General features: G+C 65.6%; 12 protein-coding genes and 1 pseudogene. 8 read left to right on the top strand and 5 right to left on the bottom strand.

All coding sequences use genetic code 11. The features are described 5' to 3' along the window. Positions 1-46: 46 nt before the first annotated feature. The 5 genes from glnA to BW39_RS00590 all read left to right on the top strand — a co-directional run bounded on the left by glnA (position 47) and on the right by BW39_RS00590 (position 5,826). Positions 47-1,462 (top strand): type I glutamate--ammonia ligase, encoded by a 1,416-nt coding sequence (glnA, locus tag BW39_RS00610; protein ID WP_012206801.1) that lies wholly within the window; start codon positions 47-49, stop codon positions 1,460-1,462. 180 nt (positions 1,463-1,642) lie between these two features. After that, positions 1,643-2,146, top strand: coding sequence for a hypothetical protein (locus BW39_RS00605; RefSeq protein ID WP_013801180.1), 504 nt, complete (start codon positions 1,643-1,645; stop codon positions 2,144-2,146). A 30-nt stretch (positions 2,147-2,176) separates the two neighbouring features. Continuing rightward, the gene (glnL, locus tag BW39_RS00600; protein WP_012206799.1) at positions 2,177-3,253 is read left to right on the top strand and encodes a nitrogen regulation protein NR(II); all 1,077 of its coding nucleotides are present in this window, start codon (positions 2,177-2,179) and stop codon (positions 3,251-3,253) included. Between the two features lie 45 nt (positions 3,254-3,298). Then, on the top strand, positions 3,299-4,870 hold the full coding sequence (gene ntrC, locus BW39_RS00595; RefSeq protein WP_043819096.1) for a nitrogen regulation protein NR(I): 1,572 nt from the start codon (positions 3,299-3,301) through the stop codon (positions 4,868-4,870). 143 nt (positions 4,871-5,013) lie between these two features. Next, positions 5,014-5,826, top strand: coding sequence for a hypothetical protein (locus BW39_RS00590; protein ID WP_224986152.1), 813 nt, complete (start codon positions 5,014-5,016; stop codon positions 5,824-5,826). Between the two features lie 15 nt (positions 5,827-5,841). Here BW39_RS00590 and BW39_RS31805 read toward each other — a convergent pair. Further along, positions 5,842-5,931: pseudogene (locus BW39_RS31805) on the bottom strand (exodeoxyribonuclease III); the annotation flags it as partial. A gap of 277 nt (positions 5,932-6,208) precedes the next feature. Here BW39_RS31805 and BW39_RS00585 point away from each other — a divergent pair. Further along, positions 6,209-9,034, top strand: a complete 2,826-nt coding sequence (locus BW39_RS00585; protein WP_235264130.1) for a site-2 protease family protein — start codon at positions 6,209-6,211, stop codon at positions 9,032-9,034. A 27-nt stretch (positions 9,035-9,061) separates the two neighbouring features. Here the strand turns inward: BW39_RS00585 and xth are convergent, their stop codons facing one another. Both xth and BW39_RS30780 read right to left on the bottom strand, forming a co-directional pair. Further along, a complete protein-coding gene (gene xth, locus BW39_RS00580; RefSeq protein ID WP_043819090.1) occupies positions 9,062-9,838 on the bottom strand; it encodes an exodeoxyribonuclease III in 777 nt (258 codons plus the stop codon). Positions 9,839-9,850: 12 nt separating this feature from the next. Beyond that, entirely contained in the window at positions 9,851-10,036 is a 186-nt protein-coding gene (locus tag BW39_RS30780) for a hypothetical protein (protein ID WP_139093407.1), read from the bottom strand. Between the two features lie 97 nt (positions 10,037-10,133). Here BW39_RS30780 and BW39_RS30775 point away from each other — a divergent pair, with 97 nt between their 5' ends. Together BW39_RS30775 and BW39_RS00570 are read left to right on the top strand one after the other, a co-directional pair. Then, positions 10,134-11,225: a fimbrial protein gene (locus BW39_RS30775; RefSeq protein ID WP_152547174.1), complete on the top strand. Its 1,092-nt coding sequence runs from the start codon at positions 10,134-10,136 to the stop codon at positions 11,223-11,225. A 100-nt stretch (positions 11,226-11,325) separates the two neighbouring features. Continuing rightward, the gene (locus BW39_RS00570; protein WP_012206794.1) at positions 11,326-12,597 is read left to right on the top strand and encodes an amidohydrolase family protein; all 1,272 of its coding nucleotides are present in this window, start codon (positions 11,326-11,328) and stop codon (positions 12,595-12,597) included. A 35-nt stretch (positions 12,598-12,632) separates the two neighbouring features. Here BW39_RS00570 and BW39_RS00565 read toward each other — a convergent pair whose 3' ends face one another. Further along, a complete protein-coding gene (locus BW39_RS00565; protein WP_016451304.1) occupies positions 12,633-13,352 on the bottom strand; it encodes a Crp/Fnr family transcriptional regulator in 720 nt (239 codons plus the stop codon). A 51-nt stretch (positions 13,353-13,403) separates the two neighbouring features. Next, positions 13,404-14,315, bottom strand: coding sequence for a LysR family transcriptional regulator (locus BW39_RS00560; RefSeq protein WP_043819085.1), 912 nt, complete (start codon positions 14,313-14,315; stop codon positions 13,404-13,406). Positions 14,316-14,321: the final 6 nt, after the last annotated feature.

Genomic DNA, 14,321 nt, shown 5'->3' with positions numbered 1-14,321 from the left:
AGAGTATTTATCTTTTTTGATCAGCCAGATTGGCAGGAGAGATCTGATGGCAAAGACCGTTGCAGACGTGTTGAACATGGTGAAGGAGAACGAGGTCAAATTCGTGGACCTTCGTTTTACGGACACCCGTGGCAAGGAGCAGCACGTCACGGTGCCGGTGTCGCACTTCGACGAAGACAAGTTCACCTCGGGCCACGCCTTCGACGGCTCGTCGGTGGCAGGCTGGAAGGGCATTGAAGCATCTGACATGCAGCTGATGCCCGATCCCGCTACCGCGAACATCGACCCCTTCTTTGAAGAGACCACGCTGTTCCTGCAGTGCGATGTGATCGAACCCGGTGATGGCAAGGCCTACGACCGCGATCCCCGCTCCGTGGCCAAGCGCGCCGAAGCCTATCTGAAGGCATCGGGCCTGGGCGACACCGCCTACTTCGGACCCGAACCCGAATTCTTCATCTTCGACGGCGTGCGCTGGAACACCGAACCCGGCAGCACCTTCTACGAAATCGAAGAGTACGAAGCACCCTGGAATTCGGGCGCCAAGTTCGAATCCGGCAACCGCGGCCACCGTCCGCGCAACAAGGGCGGCTACTTCCCCGTGCCCCCCGTGGACAGCACCCAGGATCTGCGCGCCGAAATGGTGCTGCTGCTCGAACAGCTGGGCATTCCGGTCGAAGTGTTCCACCACGAAGTGGCAGGCGCCGGCCAGAACGAGATCGGCACCCGCTTCAGCACCCTGGTGGAGCGCGCCGACTGGACACAGGTCATGAAGTACGTGATCTGGAACGTGGCCAACACCTACGGCAAGACCGCCACCTTCATGCCCAAGCCCTATCCGGGCGACAACGGCTCGGGCATGCACGTGCACCAGTCCGTCTGGAAGGATGGCAAGAACCTGTTCGCAGGTGACGGCTACGCCGGCCTGTCCGACTTCGCGCTGTACTACATCGGCGGCATCATCAAGCACGCCCGTGCCCTGAACGCCATCACCAACCCCGGCACCAACAGCTACAAGCGCCTGGTGCCCGGCTTCGAGGCTCCGGTCAAGCTGGCCTACTCGGCCAAGAACCGTTCGGCATCGATCCGCATCCCCTACGTGGCCAACCCCAAGGGCCGCCGCGTCGAGGCACGCTTCCCCGATCCGCTGATGAACCCCTACCTGGGCTTCTCGGCCCTGCTGATGGCAGGTCTGGACGGCGTGGAAAACAAGATCCATCCCGGCGAAGCCGCGACCAAGGATCTGTACCACCTGCCCCCGGAAGAGGACAAGCTGGTGCCCACGGTCTGCCACAGCCTGGACCAGGCCCTGGAAGCGCTGGACGCGGACCGCTCGTTCCTGACCAAGGGCGGCGTGTTCTCGGACAGCATGCTCGATGCCTACATCGAGCTGAAGATGGGCGAAGTGACCCGTTACCGTCAGGCCGTGCATCCGGTCGAGTACGACATGTACTTCTCGCTGTAAGGCGAGTCGGCAAAAAGGCGGCGCAAGCCGCCTTTTTTGCTTTCGGCCAGGACCTGGGTATGCTGGGCGCGGAACCAAAAGAGGTTGGCCCGCTCAAGAAATGACGTCCAGCCCGGAAGATGGAGCGATACTTGCCCGGATAAGCCGGGCCCTTCCGATCTGGCTACCCGAGGGAATGGAATGAAGAAACTGTTTGTGTCACTGCTGCTGCCCCTGCTGTCGGTGGGAGCCTGGTCCCAGGACGTGATCTACCGCTGCGGCAACGAGTACACCAACAACGTCAGCCAGGCCAAGGCCAAGGACTGCAAGCCGGTGGATGGCGGGCATGTGACGGTGATCCATGGCGGCAGCAAGCCGGCGGCCTCGGGCGGAAGCCAGGCACCGCGCACCTCCGCCGCTCCGGCCGCAGGATCGCCCGCTCCGGCCAAGGTCAACAGCAGCGCCCAGAAGGCCCGCGACTCCGACGCGCGGACCATTCTGGAAAGCGAGCTGGCCCGCGCCCAGGAGAAGCTGACACAGCTGCGTCAGGAGTACAACGATGGCAATCCCCAGCGCACCGCATTGGAGTTGCGCAATCCCCAGGGCTATCTGGAACGTGTCGAGCAGCTCAAGAGCAGCATCTCGCGGCAGGAAGGCGATGTCGCCGGCATCCGCCGTGAGCTGGATCGACTTCCCAAGAACTGACGGGCCCGCGCGGCCCACCGGAGCCCGGCCATGATCCAGGACGACCGGCCGGCGCCCCCGGCCTCCTATCAGGCGCTTGACCTGCTGTGCACGCTGATGACCGTGCTCGACGAGCAGGGTGCCGTGCTTTTCGCCAACGCAGCCCTTGAAAACGCACTGGGCCTGTCGCGCCGCATGCTCGAAGGCAGCGAGCTGGCGGCCTGCTTCACCGAGCCTGCCTTGCTGGACAAGGCCTTGCGTGGCGCCCAGGACAACGACTTCGCGGCCCTGCGCTTCGAGGCCAGCTTGCACCGCGTGGGCGGCGATGCGCTGCCCGTGCACGTCACGGTCTCGCTGGCCGAGCGGCCCGGCCATGTGCTGGTCGAGTTCTGGCCGCTGGAGCAGCAGGCCCGCCAGGACCGCGAGGAGCGGCTGCGCGAGCAGGCCCAGGCGCACAAGGAGCTGATCCGCAACCTGGCCCACGAGATCAAGAACCCGCTGGGCGGCATCCGTGGCGCAGCCCAGCTGCTGCAGATGGATCTGGACGCACCCGAGCTGCGCGAGTACACCGAAGTCATCATCCATGAGGCCGACCGGCTGCAGGCGCTGGTGGATCGGCTGCTGGCGCCGCATCGCCATCCGCATGAGGTGGGCGACGTCAACATTCACGAAGTCTGCGAACGCGTGCGCTCACTGGTGCTGGTCGAGCATCCTGCCGGGCTGACCATCACGCGCGACTACGACATCTCCATCCCGGAGTTCCGGGGCGACAGCGCCCAGCTGATCCAGGCTGTGCTCAACATCGTCCAGAACGCGGCGCAGGCGCTGCAGGAGCGCATCGCCGCCGGTGATGCCGAGATCATTTTGCGAACGCGCGTGGCCCGGCAGGTAACTTTTGGTCGCCAGCGCTATCGGTTGGCATTGGAATTGCATGTGATCGACAACGGGCCAGGCGTTCCCGATGCCATCAAGGAGCGGATCTTCTATCCGCTGGTATCGGGAAGGGATGGCGGTTCGGGACTGGGGCTGACGCTGGCGCAGACCTTCGTGCAGCGCCACCAGGGGCTGATCGAATGTGAAAGCCAGCCGGGCCGCACGGATTTCCGCATCCTCATTCCCCTGCCTTGAGGCCCACGGAAGTCAACACTGCAACAAGGGAAGGATGCACCACCAATGAAACCGATCTGGATCGTGGATGATGACCCTTCCATCCGCTTCGTGCTGGAAAAGGCACTGGGCCGGGAAGGCTGGGCAACGCGCAGCTTCATCCAGGCGCGCGATGTGCTCACGGCACTGTCCGATGTCGATGCCGGCGACCCGGCGCGCCAGCCACCCCAGGTGCTGGTGAGCGACATCCGCATGCCCGGCGGCTCGGGGCTGGAGCTGCTAGAGCAGATCCGCGCCCAGCAGCCGGGCCTGCCCGTCATCATCATGACCGCGTACTCCGACCTGGACAGTGCCGTCTCGGCCTTCCAGCGCGGAGCCTTCGAATACCTGCCCAAACCCTTTGACCTGCCCAAGGCCGTGGAACTCATCCGACGCGCCGTCGAGGAAAGCCTGCGCGAGGATGTGGCCGAGGCCCAGGCCCCGCTGCAGGCCGAGATGCTGGGCCAGGCGCCTGCCATGCAGGACGTGTTCCGCGCCATCGGCCGGCTCAGCCAGAGCCAGGTCACGGTGCTGATCACGGGCGAGTCGGGCTCGGGCAAGGAGCTGGTGGCGCGCGCGCTGCACAAGCACTCGCCCGTGGCGGGTGGCCCCTTCGTGGCCATCAACACCGCCGCCATCCCCAAGGACCTGCTGGAGTCCGAACTGTTCGGCCACGAGCGCGGCGCCTTCACGGGCGCCCAGACGCAACGGCGCGGACGCTTCGAGCAGGCCGAGGGCGGCACGCTCTTTCTCGATGAAATCGGCGACATGCCCTTCGACCTGCAGACGCGCCTGCTGCGTGTGCTGTCGGACGGGCACTTCTACCGCGTGGGCGGCCACCAGGCCGTCAAGGCCCATGTGCGCGTCATCGCCGCCACCCACCAGGACCTGGAGCAGCGCGTGCGCAACGGCGGCTTCCGCGAGGATCTGTTCCACCGCCTCAACGTCATCCGCCTGCGCCTGCCCGCGCTGCGCGAGCGCAATGAAGACGTGCCCATGCTGGCTCGCCACTTCCTGCAGCAAAGCGCGCGGCAACTGGGCGTGGAGCCCAAGCGCATGGGGGTCGATGCCATGCAGCGGCTGCAGACCTTCGCCTTTCCCGGCAACGTGCGACAGCTGGAGAACATCTGCCACTGGCTGACCGTCATGGCCCCTGCCCAGGTCATCTCGGTCAAGGATCTGCCCCCCGAGGTGCTGGGCGAAGCCGCCCCGCCCGCGGGCGGTGGCAACGGCGGCGTGCCTGCACCGGCCACGCTGCCGCATGCGCCGGCACCGCTGGCGGACGAGGGCCTTGGCCGACTGGCCGTGCCCGTGTCCGCGCTGGCCCCGCCGCATGACACCGCCCTGGCCGCTTCCGACCTGGACTGGGTCCATCTGCTGGGGCAACAGGCGCGCCAGCTGCTGGAGCACACCCACGCCCAGGGGCATGGTGAAGTCTGGGACCAGCTGTCCCGCCGCTTCGAGGCGCAACTGATCCGCTCGGCCCTGGCCGTCACCCACGGCCGCCGGGTCGAGGCCGCCCAGCGCCTGGGCATCGGCCGCAACACCATCACCCGCAAGCTGCAGGAGCTGGGCATGGACGAGGACGCCTTCGAGTAAGGCAAGCCGGCGGGCGGCCGGGCCCTTGCCTCGGCAAGGGTCCGGCTCCTACAGGCCGGCGCCCGGGGTGCTGACGGGCCGGGCCGCCCGGGCTTGGGACAATGGAGTCCTCTTCGCTGGAACGGCCTACGTCCCGACCTATCGTGCCCACAGTCCTCTCCAACCTCTGGCAAAAAGCCAAGCCCGCTCGTCCGGGCCTGATGTACCCATCGACACCGCGCACGCTTGGCGAGCCGGTCGATGCGTACTGGCATGACCGCTACTTCCTGGAGCCTTACTTCGTTGCGGGGCGTGGTTACGACCAATACCGTCCCGCCTACGCACTGGGCTGGAAAGCGTCACTTGAACCCGAGCACGCGCAGCAGGATTTCGACGATGTCGAATTCGAGCTTGAAGAGCGCTGGGAGCAGGTTCGGGGCAGCAGCCTGCTGCGCTGGAGCCAGGTGCGCGAGGCCGTCGAGGCCTCATGGCTGCAGGCGCGCCAGCGCACGCCCACACAGCCAGTGGCCACCACGCTGGAATTGCAGAGCACGGCCCTGCTCAATGCCGTGCTGGCCCTGGGCCGCCAGGCCCATGCACGCCTGGGTGAATGCATGAATCCCATGCCCCAGGGGCTGATCGGGCAGGTGCTGGCGCGGCACTTCAATGCCAGCCAGATCCTGGTCGAGGACCTGGAACGCGCCATCGGCTCCAGCGGCGGCGTGGTCCTGCCCGTGCGCGACAGCCGTGCCGCACTGCGTCGCAACGCCTTCTGGGACGGGCTGCTGGGCAGGGAAGAGGGCGCGGACTACGTGCTGGACCAGGCCGAGTCCTGCCAGCAGCAATGGCTGAGCGCCTATGAGGCCGCCGAGCAGGTACGTCTGCCCAGGGCGCTCAGCGAGATTCTTCACCGCCAGTCCCTGATGCTGCGCGGCCATATCGAGGCCATCCACTGGCTGCGCCGGTACATGCTGTAGCCGGCTGGCTGGAATTCAGCCCAAGGTCACAACCACGGGCGCATGGTCGCTGGGCTGCGGGTTCTTGCGCGGCGCACGGTCCACGCTGCAGGCGGTGACGCTGGGACTGGGACTGGGACTGGGACTGGGACTGGGACTGGGTCGCACGGCCTCGGTGACAGCCACCGGATGATGTCCATTGCAACGCCACTCCATGCCCATTGCCTAGCCAAAGGCTTTGGTGTCTTCGCGCAAGCCCGGCTACGATTCGATGATTGAGGGGGATTCCCGGTTGCAGGTCGCATTGCCCGGGATGTCACCAGATCTGTCGATTCCATAAAACGCATACCAATTCATGACCTGGCTCTCACAGGCACTGCCCTTGCTGGCACTCTTGGCCGCTTTGCCCCTGCTGTATGCGCTTTCGCTGGTGCTCACGGCATTGAGCTATATGCGCCTGCGCCTGCGTACGGCGCCTGTGACGCTGGTGGATCGACAGGCTCTGACCCCCGAGTCGCGCACGGTGCTCGATGCCATGCGACCGCAGTTGCAGGCCCTGGGCTTTAGCTGGTGCGCCAGCCTGAAAGGACGGCATCCGCAGGTCATGGAGCCTGATCTGCCGCTGGAGCTCGATCTGTATGTTCATGCAGGCGGGCGGGCCTGGGCCCTGGCCCAGCCCGAGCAGGCGGAGAGCGCAGCGCATGGGCGTACCGTGGGCAGCGTGACCTGGCTGAGCTTCTTTGCCGATGGCCGCAGCTGGGTCGGCTTCAATGGTCGGCTTGCGTTGACGCCGGCCGCGACGCCGGGCTGGACCTATGTTGACGATGCCCGGCCCGGCACGGAGCAGGCCTGGGCAGCCTATGAACGACGCCTGTCCGAAGACCCCGCGCCGGTGGTCCATGACCTGGATGAGGTTGTGCAACGCCTTGGTTCACTGGCCCAAAGTCAGGCCGAGACTCTGCAGGCGCAGGGGCGGGCACTGCCGGCAGGGCAGGATTGCTGGAGGCTGACGTGGCGGCAGTCGCTGCGCATGGCCTGGGGTGCGCTGCAGCACGCAAGAAGGGAAAACAAGGCCACACCCGCAGCGGTGTCCGATGCGCTAGCAGATGCCCATGCCAGTGACGCCGTCGCCCGCCAACAGTCCGAGGCGCTGCGCTTTACGTATCAGAAGGCGCTGATGCGCGCCCTGGGTTCCGCGCACAACCGCCATCGCAGCTTCTGGGTCACTGCGGGACTGTTCCTGGCGGTGGGCGCCGTGCTGTTTTCTTGGGATATGGCATGGATGCTGCTGCTGGTGGTCGCCGTGCATGAAGGCGGGCACTGGCTGGCCATGCGCTGGGCGGGCTACCAGCGGCAATCGGTCTTCTTCATTCCCGGCCTGGGCGGGATGGCCACCGGCGAGAAGCCGGATGCCACGCCGCTGGAGAAGGTGGGCGTCTTCCTGGCCGGCCCCATGCCAGGGCTGGTGCTGGCCGTAGGTGTGATGGCCGCCGTCGGCTGGGGCCTGGCCCCGCTGTCGCCCGCATGGGCCATGCAGTTGCTGCTGTTGACCCTGCTGATCAATGCCTTCAACCTGCTGCCCATCACGCCGCTGGATGGCGGGCGCGTGGTGGAGACTCTGCTGTTCGCGCGCCTGCCCGTGCTGCGGTTGGTGTTCGCGCTGGCGGGCATGGCCGCGTTGGGAGGGCTGGCCTGGTTCAGCCGCGACCCCTTGCTGTCCGTCATCGCGGGCGTGCTGTTGCTGGGCCTGCCGTGGCAATGGAGGGTGATGCGACTGGAGAGGGCCATCCACCTCGCCGCGCGCACGTCCCCTGCCGCAGGGAGCTCAGGCGGTCAGGCGCCAACGGCTAGCCGTGATCCTGCTAGTGAAGCCGAGGCCGTGCGCCGCCTGTTCGGCGTGCTGCAGCAGCCGGCCTTCGCGCGCTGGCCCTTCATGCGGCGCGCCGCCGCCGTAGGTGCATTGCTGCCGAGCCAGCAGGCGCGGGCGCCCGGGTGGGGCGAGGCCGCAGCGGGCCTGCTCATCTACCTGGCCTGCCTTGCGCTCCCGGTGGCGGCGTTGGTTGGCATTTACAAGACGGCGCCGCAAGGGCGGCAGGCCATGGCTGCGCTGTGGAATGTGGAGCTTGAGCCAAGCCGCGGGTATTCGCCCGAAACGCATATGGCGGACATCGAGGATCGCCTGGTCCAGGCCCTGCAGCGGCTTGCGACGGACCCGACGCAGCAGGAGCAACAGGTTCAGGCCCGGCTCGATGCGGCCGATGAGATGCTCTCCATCGAGGACTACCCGGCAGCCTCCGAGCGTGCCCGGGAGCTTTACCAGTCGGCCTGGGCGCTCGCGCGACCACGCGGGCTGCATGACTTGCTGCGCGCGCAGGCGTTGAAAGGCATGGCCGACACGGCCGATGAGCCCGAGAAGGCCGCGCAGTGGCACCAGCAACTGGTGGCTGAGCTGCAGGGGGCGCAAGGCCCTGTCCGCCTGGTACTGGCCAGCGCGCAGGCGCACCTCGCGCAATTCCCCATGCCGGGCGTGTCCATGGCCCAACGGCTTGGACTGATGGCACAAGCGGTGGAAAGCCACCGTGCCGAGGCCGACACGCTGGATGACGCCATGCTCTTGCATGCGCGCGTGAAATTGGCCCGCCTGCTGGACGTCAGCGGTCACCCTGAGGCGGCGCAAGCCCAGTTGTATGCCAACGTGGTCGCGCTGCAGGCCGCACAGAACGTACGGAGGATTGCCATGGGTTTGCCGGAGTACCAGGACTTCCAGCGCGGGATGCTTATGCAGGCCGAAGCGCTGTACGCGCGGTTCCTGGCCAGTCACGGCCAGGCTGAGGAGGGTGTGAAGCTGGCCCGCAACAGCCTGCAGCGGGCCGGGCGGCTGCAAGCCGACCATTACGCCAGCCGTGACAGCCAGAGTGCCTGGCTGTGGGCAGCCATGGCGACCGGGCAGCCGCTAGCAGTTCGCCAGGCCCTGGCAGGGCAGCATCCGGCGGGCCATGCGCAAGGCAAGATTGAGGCCGCCCGCGATACGCTCGCCGTTGCGCAATGGCTCGATGATCCCCAACTGCACAGTCAGGCGCTGACCGTATTGCAGCAACTGCCTGCGGCGCGCCGCGCCGGCCTGTGCCGCAGCCTGAGCCCGCGCGCTGACATCCACATCGACTGGCGCGACATGGAACGCCTGCGCCGTTACGAGTCGGTGCAGGCCGCAGGCTTGTGCAGCGGTTGATCGACCGCTGTCACAGCGCGGCCGGGTTCAGGCCAATGTCACGACGACCGGCGCATGGTCGCTGGGCTGCGGGTTCTTGCGCGGCGCGCGATCCACGCTGCAGGCGCTGACGCTGGGGCGCAATGCCTCGCTGACCAGGATGTGGTCGATGCGCAGGCCCCGGTTCTTCTGGAAACCCAGCATCCGGTAGTCCCACCACGAATAGCTTTTCTCGGGCTGGTCGAACATGCGGAAGGCATCGGTCAGGCCCAGTTGCAGCAGCGCCTGGAAATGCGTGCGCTCTTCCACCGTGTGGTGGATCGTGTCCTTCAGGCCGATGGGATCGTAGGAGTCGCGGTCCTCGGGCGCCACGTTGAAGTCGCCCACCAGCACCAGGCGCGGGTGGGCCGCCATTTCGCTTTTCACCCAGTCCTGCAGCGCCTGCAGCCAGCGCATCTTGTAGGCGAACTTGTCGGTGCCCGGCGCCTGCCCATTGACGAAGTAGCCGTTGATCAGGCGCACAGGGCCGCCTTCGGCATCGAGGGTGGCGGCAATGATGCGGGCCTGCTCGTCATCCAGGCCCGGAATATTGCGCACCACGTCGCGCACCGGCGTGCGCGTCAGCCAGGCCACGCCGTTGTAGGTCTTCTGTCCATGGCTGACCGCGTGGTAGCCGGCCTCCTGCAGCGCCTGCAGCGGAAACTTGTCGTCGGTGAGCTTGAGTTCCTGCAGAGCCAGCGCATCGACAGGGTTGGCCTGCAGCCAGGCCAGCACCTGCGGCAGGCGCACGGACAGGGAGTTGACGTTCCAGGTGGCGATTTGCATAAATAAATCCAATTAAATCAAATGGTTGCGTGATTTTTCGATGGTTGCTCTTGTGGTGGTTGCCAGCCTGTTCACCCGAAAAATCATGCCCTTGCCGCAGCAGTCAGCCCCTATTTTGATGCGCGATTGCGCTTGGGTGTTTTTCAGGCGATTCGGCAGCGCGGCTGTCAGCCCTGGCTTCGGCCAGCGTATCGGCATGCGGGGCCGTTGACGTGATGGGGCCTGCCTCGCCACGACCTTCATGGCACCGGGCAGACCTTGAATCAGATTGATCTGATTTCATCTCGGATGAAAGGTGTCTACGATTGAAAATTTGCCAAGGAAATGCGGCCTTGGATTTTTTCATTATCCGGAGGTATTCAAAATGCATATATTCATAGGTGCTTTTTGCAGAATAAACAAGGCTGTCATGATATTTATTTTTGCAATGATGGCCACCTCCGCATGGTCCGCATGCGCAATTGAAAATACAACTGATGGGTCAGGCTATTACAAGTATGTGTTCAGTAATTTCAATCCTCCAGAATTCAATCCCAATGTGGCCAAGAACACGGTGATTTACTCAAAAACCGCTGTAGCGGTAATAAGTAATGGGCTTGGCGCTAGATTGATGAATTGTGATCCATCGGTCACGGGCTATCTTGTAGGTAAATCTACACCAGTCAATAATATATACCCGACGACAGTCGAGGGTATTGGCATGAGGGTTTCGACTAGATATGGTGCTGCGCCTGTAAGTGGTTTGGGGTATTCCAATCACTCCGGATCTTTTGCATATATACTTATCGATGTCACAGTTGAGTTGATCAAGACCGCAGATGGCGATATCACTGCAGGTGGCGTGCTGGACAGCGATTTCCTGTACGAACGCGCGAATGATGCATTTGGCCAGCTTCTCGCTCAATACAACTTTTCCTCGCCCGTCGTCCTCCGGCCCAAGGTGCCCACCTGTACCCCACAGGCGCCGGAGCCCGTGCGCATGGCCCAGACTGTCACTCAAAAACTCACCTCAATCGGCTCAACCGGTGCTCCCCGCTCCTTCCTCATCTCGTTGTTGTGCAAGGGCGGCATCCCAGGTTCGTTGACCAACGCCTATGTCACGCTGACGGATGTGGCAAATCCTGGAAATATCGGCAATGCTCTGACCCTGTCCAAAACCTCGGTGGCAAAAGGTGTGGGTGTGCAGATCCGCAAGGATGACCAGATACTGGGCTTTGGCCCGGACTCCAATGCCGCCGGCAACAGGAATCAATGGTTTGCAGGGGCTGTTGCCTACGGGCAGGCGCGGTTGGATATCCCGCTGACGGCGCGCTATGTCAAGACCGGAGAGAACGTGACCATAGGCAGTGCCAATGCGGCGGCGACCTTCACCATCAGCTACCAGTAGTTCCCCCTGATCCCTTGCGCTTTCGGTCTGACCGCTGGCAGGCCATTCAGCGTGGTCAGGCAAGTCTGCGGTTGCGCGGCCATGCCCGCAGAATACGCAGATGCTTGATCTACTCGTCATTCACGCCACGCTGCCCGACGGCCGCCAGGACATGTCCATCGCCGTGCAGGGCGGGCGCATCGTCGAGGTCGCAGCGGGCCTTTCAGCGCCTGCCCACCAGGTGGTCGATGCACAGCACCAGCTGGTGTCGCCGCCCTTCGTCGATCCGCATTTCCACATGGATGCCACGCTGAGCCACGGCCTGCCGCGCGTCAACCGCAGCGGCACGCTGCTGGAGGGCATTGCGCTGTGGGGCGAGCTCAAGCCGCTGCTCACGGCCGAGGCGCTGATCTCTCGCGCGCTGGAGTATTGCGATTGGGCGGCGGCCAAGGGGCTGCAGGCCATCCGCAGCCATGTGGATACCAGCGATGCCCGCCTGTTGGCCGTCGATGCGTTGCTGGAGGTCAAGCGCCAGGTGGCTCCCTATATCGACCTGCAGCTGGTGGCGTTTCCGCAGGACGGCGTGCTGCGCTCGCCCGGCGGCGTCGCCAACCTGCGGCGGGCGCTGGACAAGGGCGTGGACGTGGTGGGCGGCATTCCCCACTTCGAGCGCACCATGGCCGAGGGTGCCGACAGCGTCAGGCTGCTGTGTGAGCTGGCGGCCGAGCGCGGCCTGCTGGTGGACATGCACTGCGACGAGTCCGACGACCCGCTGTCGCGCCACATCGAAACCCTGGCCTTCGAGGCGCAGCGCCTGGGCCTGCAGGGCCGCGTCACGGGCTCGCACTGCACCTCCATGCACAGCATGGACAACTACTACGTGAGCAAGCTGCTGCCGCTGATCGCCGAAAGCGGCGTGGCCGTGATTGCCAATCCGCTGATCAACATTACGCTGCAGGGCCGCCAGGACAGCTATCCCAAGCGCCGCGGCATGACGCGCGTGCCCGAGCTGCTGGCCGCAGGCGTCAACGTGGCCTTCGGCCATGACTGCGTGATGGACCCGTGGTACGGCATGGGCTCGGGCGACATGCTGGAGGTCGCCCACATGGGCCTGCATGTGGCGCAGATGACCAGCCAGGACGGCATGCGCGACTGCTTCGACGCCGTGACCACGCGCGCGGCGCGTGTGATGCACCTGGACGGCTATGGCATCGAGGCCGGCTGCGATGCCAGCTTCGTGCTGCTGCAGGCGCGCGATGCGGCCGAGGCGATACGGTTGCGCGCCACGCGCCTGAAGGTGTTCCGCAAGGGCCGGTTGCTGGCCGAGGCGCCTGCTGCAACGGCTGCGCTGCATCTGCCGGGCCGCCCGGCAAGAATCGACTGGCGTCGCTGAACCAGCGCTGAACCGCCGGCGCGCTGGCGCCGGCCTCAGGCGCCGGCCAGGCTGGCCTCGCGCACGATGGTCTGCAGGGCCACCAAGTCCCTCACCACCAGGCCCTGGGCTTCCACGCGAATGCAGGCGTCGCGCTCCATGCGCTTGAGCTCCTGGTTCACGCGCTGGCGCGAGGCGCCCAGCAACTGGGCCAGTTCCTCCTGCACCAGTTGCAGGCCTATGCGCAGCTCGCGCGGGTCGTCCAGCACCTGTGTGCCGTAGCTGCGCGACAGGTGCAGCAACTGCTTGGCCAGGCGTGCGCGCAGGGGCAGGGTGTTGAGGTCTTCCACCAGCCCGTAGGTCTGGCGTATGCGGTGGGCCTGCAGGCGCAGCAGGGCGTCGTAGAACTCCACATGCGTTGCCAGGATGGCGTGAAAGCTCTCCTTGTCCACGCACAGCAGCGTGGTGTCGCCGTGGGCATAGGCATCGCGCGTGCGGGGCTCGTCAAGAAAGGTGGACATGGCACCGAACCAGGCGCCCGGCTCCACATAGGCCAGCGTGGTCTGCCGACCCGACAGGCTGGTCGAGCTCATGCGCACGGCGCCCTGCGCACAGGCATACCACCTGTGCGGCACATCGCCGCGTGCATAGATCAGTGCCCCGTCCTTGAGCCGCCGGACCGTGGTCTGGCGCAGGATGTCATGGCGCAGCGAGGGCGAAAGGCTGCAGAACCACTGGCCGGAATTGATGGCCTCGCGCTCGGCGGGGGTGAGCATGGGCTCGTGGGTACTCGTTTGCAAACCGCTTGTCTCCAATCGGCCGCAATTTTAGGGCGTGCGGGCCTGCGGATAGGCGTGCAATTGCTCGCGCAGCAACTGCACGAAGCAGTCAGCCCTTTCGGTGGGCGCGTATTGGGGCGGCAGGGCCAGCACCACCTCCACCGCGCAGGCTGGAAGCAGTGGCAGCACACGCAGGTCGCGCGCGAACACCGAGGCCACGTAGGGGTTGACCACGCCCAGCCCCAGCCCCTGTGCAGCCAGGCTGCAGATGGTGGAGGAGTAGGTGGTCTCCATGGTGGAGCCGGCTTCTATTCCGTGTTCCTGCATGGTGCGGCGCAGTTGCAGGCAGATATCGTCATCGGCGTTGAGGGTCAGCAGCAACTGGCCCTGCAGATCGCGCACATGCAGCCGCGTGCGCGTGGCCAGCGCATGGTCTGGGTGCATGACGCAGACGGCGCGGCTGCGGTGCAGCACGGTGGCATCCAGCTCGGGCGTGCTCAGCGCCATGGTGCTGACCACCAGGTCGAAGTGGCCATGCAGCAGGCCCTCGCGCAAGGGCGTGGAGCCCAGGGTCTGCAGGCTGATGTGGGTGCCCGGGTAGCGCTGCGCGAAGCTGCGCACCACGGCCGGGATCACGCTCAGGCCCAGGGCCGGCGTGCAGCCTATGCGCAGCGTGCCGGCGCCGGACTGGCGCAGTGCGGCCAGGTCGCGCTCTATGCGCTCGCGCCCCAGGAAATGCTGCTGCACGGTGGCGAACAGTTCCACGGCCTCGGCCGTGGGGCGCAGCCGGCCCTTGTGCATGTCGAACAGCTTGAGCCCTGCGGCCGCCTGCATCTGGGCCAGCAGCCGGCTGACCGAAGGCTGCGTGGTGTGCAGCAGCCGCGCGGCGGCCGTGGTGGTGCCGGTCTGCATGACGGCACGGAAGGCCTCGATCTCTCGGGAGCTCAGGGGTCTGGACATGGCGAT

It is taken from the genome of Delftia sp. RIT313, assembly GCF_000632165.1.
Classification (GTDB): Bacteria; Pseudomonadota; Gammaproteobacteria; order Burkholderiales; family Burkholderiaceae_C; genus Comamonas; species Comamonas acidovorans.
This window is presented reverse-complemented; position numbering and strand designations above follow the sequence as displayed.

Excerpts from the sequence above, each read along its gene's own strand:
- glnA (WP_012206801.1), top strand. The coding sequence starts at position 47 with ATGGCAAAGACCGTTGCAGACGTGTTGAACATGGTGAAGGAGAACGAG.
- BW39_RS00605 (WP_013801180.1), top strand. The coding sequence starts at position 1,643 with ATGAAGAAACTGTTTGTGTCACTGCTGCTGCCCCTGCTGTCGGTGGGA.
- glnL (WP_012206799.1), top strand. The coding sequence starts at position 2,177 with ATGATCCAGGACGACCGGCCGGCGCCCCCGGCCTCCTATCAGGCGCTT.
- ntrC (WP_043819096.1), top strand. The coding sequence starts at position 3,299 with ATGAAACCGATCTGGATCGTGGATGATGACCCTTCCATCCGCTTCGTG.
- xth (WP_043819090.1), bottom strand. The coding sequence starts at position 9,838 with ATGCAAATCGCCACCTGGAACGTCAACTCCCTGTCCGTGCGCCTGCCG.
- BW39_RS30780 (WP_139093407.1), bottom strand. The coding sequence starts at position 10,036 with ATGCCGATACGCTGGCCGAAGCCAGGGCTGACAGCCGCGCTGCCGAAT.
- BW39_RS00570 (WP_012206794.1), top strand. The coding sequence starts at position 11,326 with ATGCTTGATCTACTCGTCATTCACGCCACGCTGCCCGACGGCCGCCAG.
- BW39_RS00565 (WP_016451304.1), bottom strand. The coding sequence starts at position 13,352 with ATGCTCACCCCCGCCGAGCGCGAGGCCATCAATTCCGGCCAGTGGTTC.
- BW39_RS00560 (WP_043819085.1), bottom strand. The coding sequence starts at position 14,315 with ATGTCCAGACCCCTGAGCTCCCGAGAGATCGAGGCCTTCCGTGCCGTC.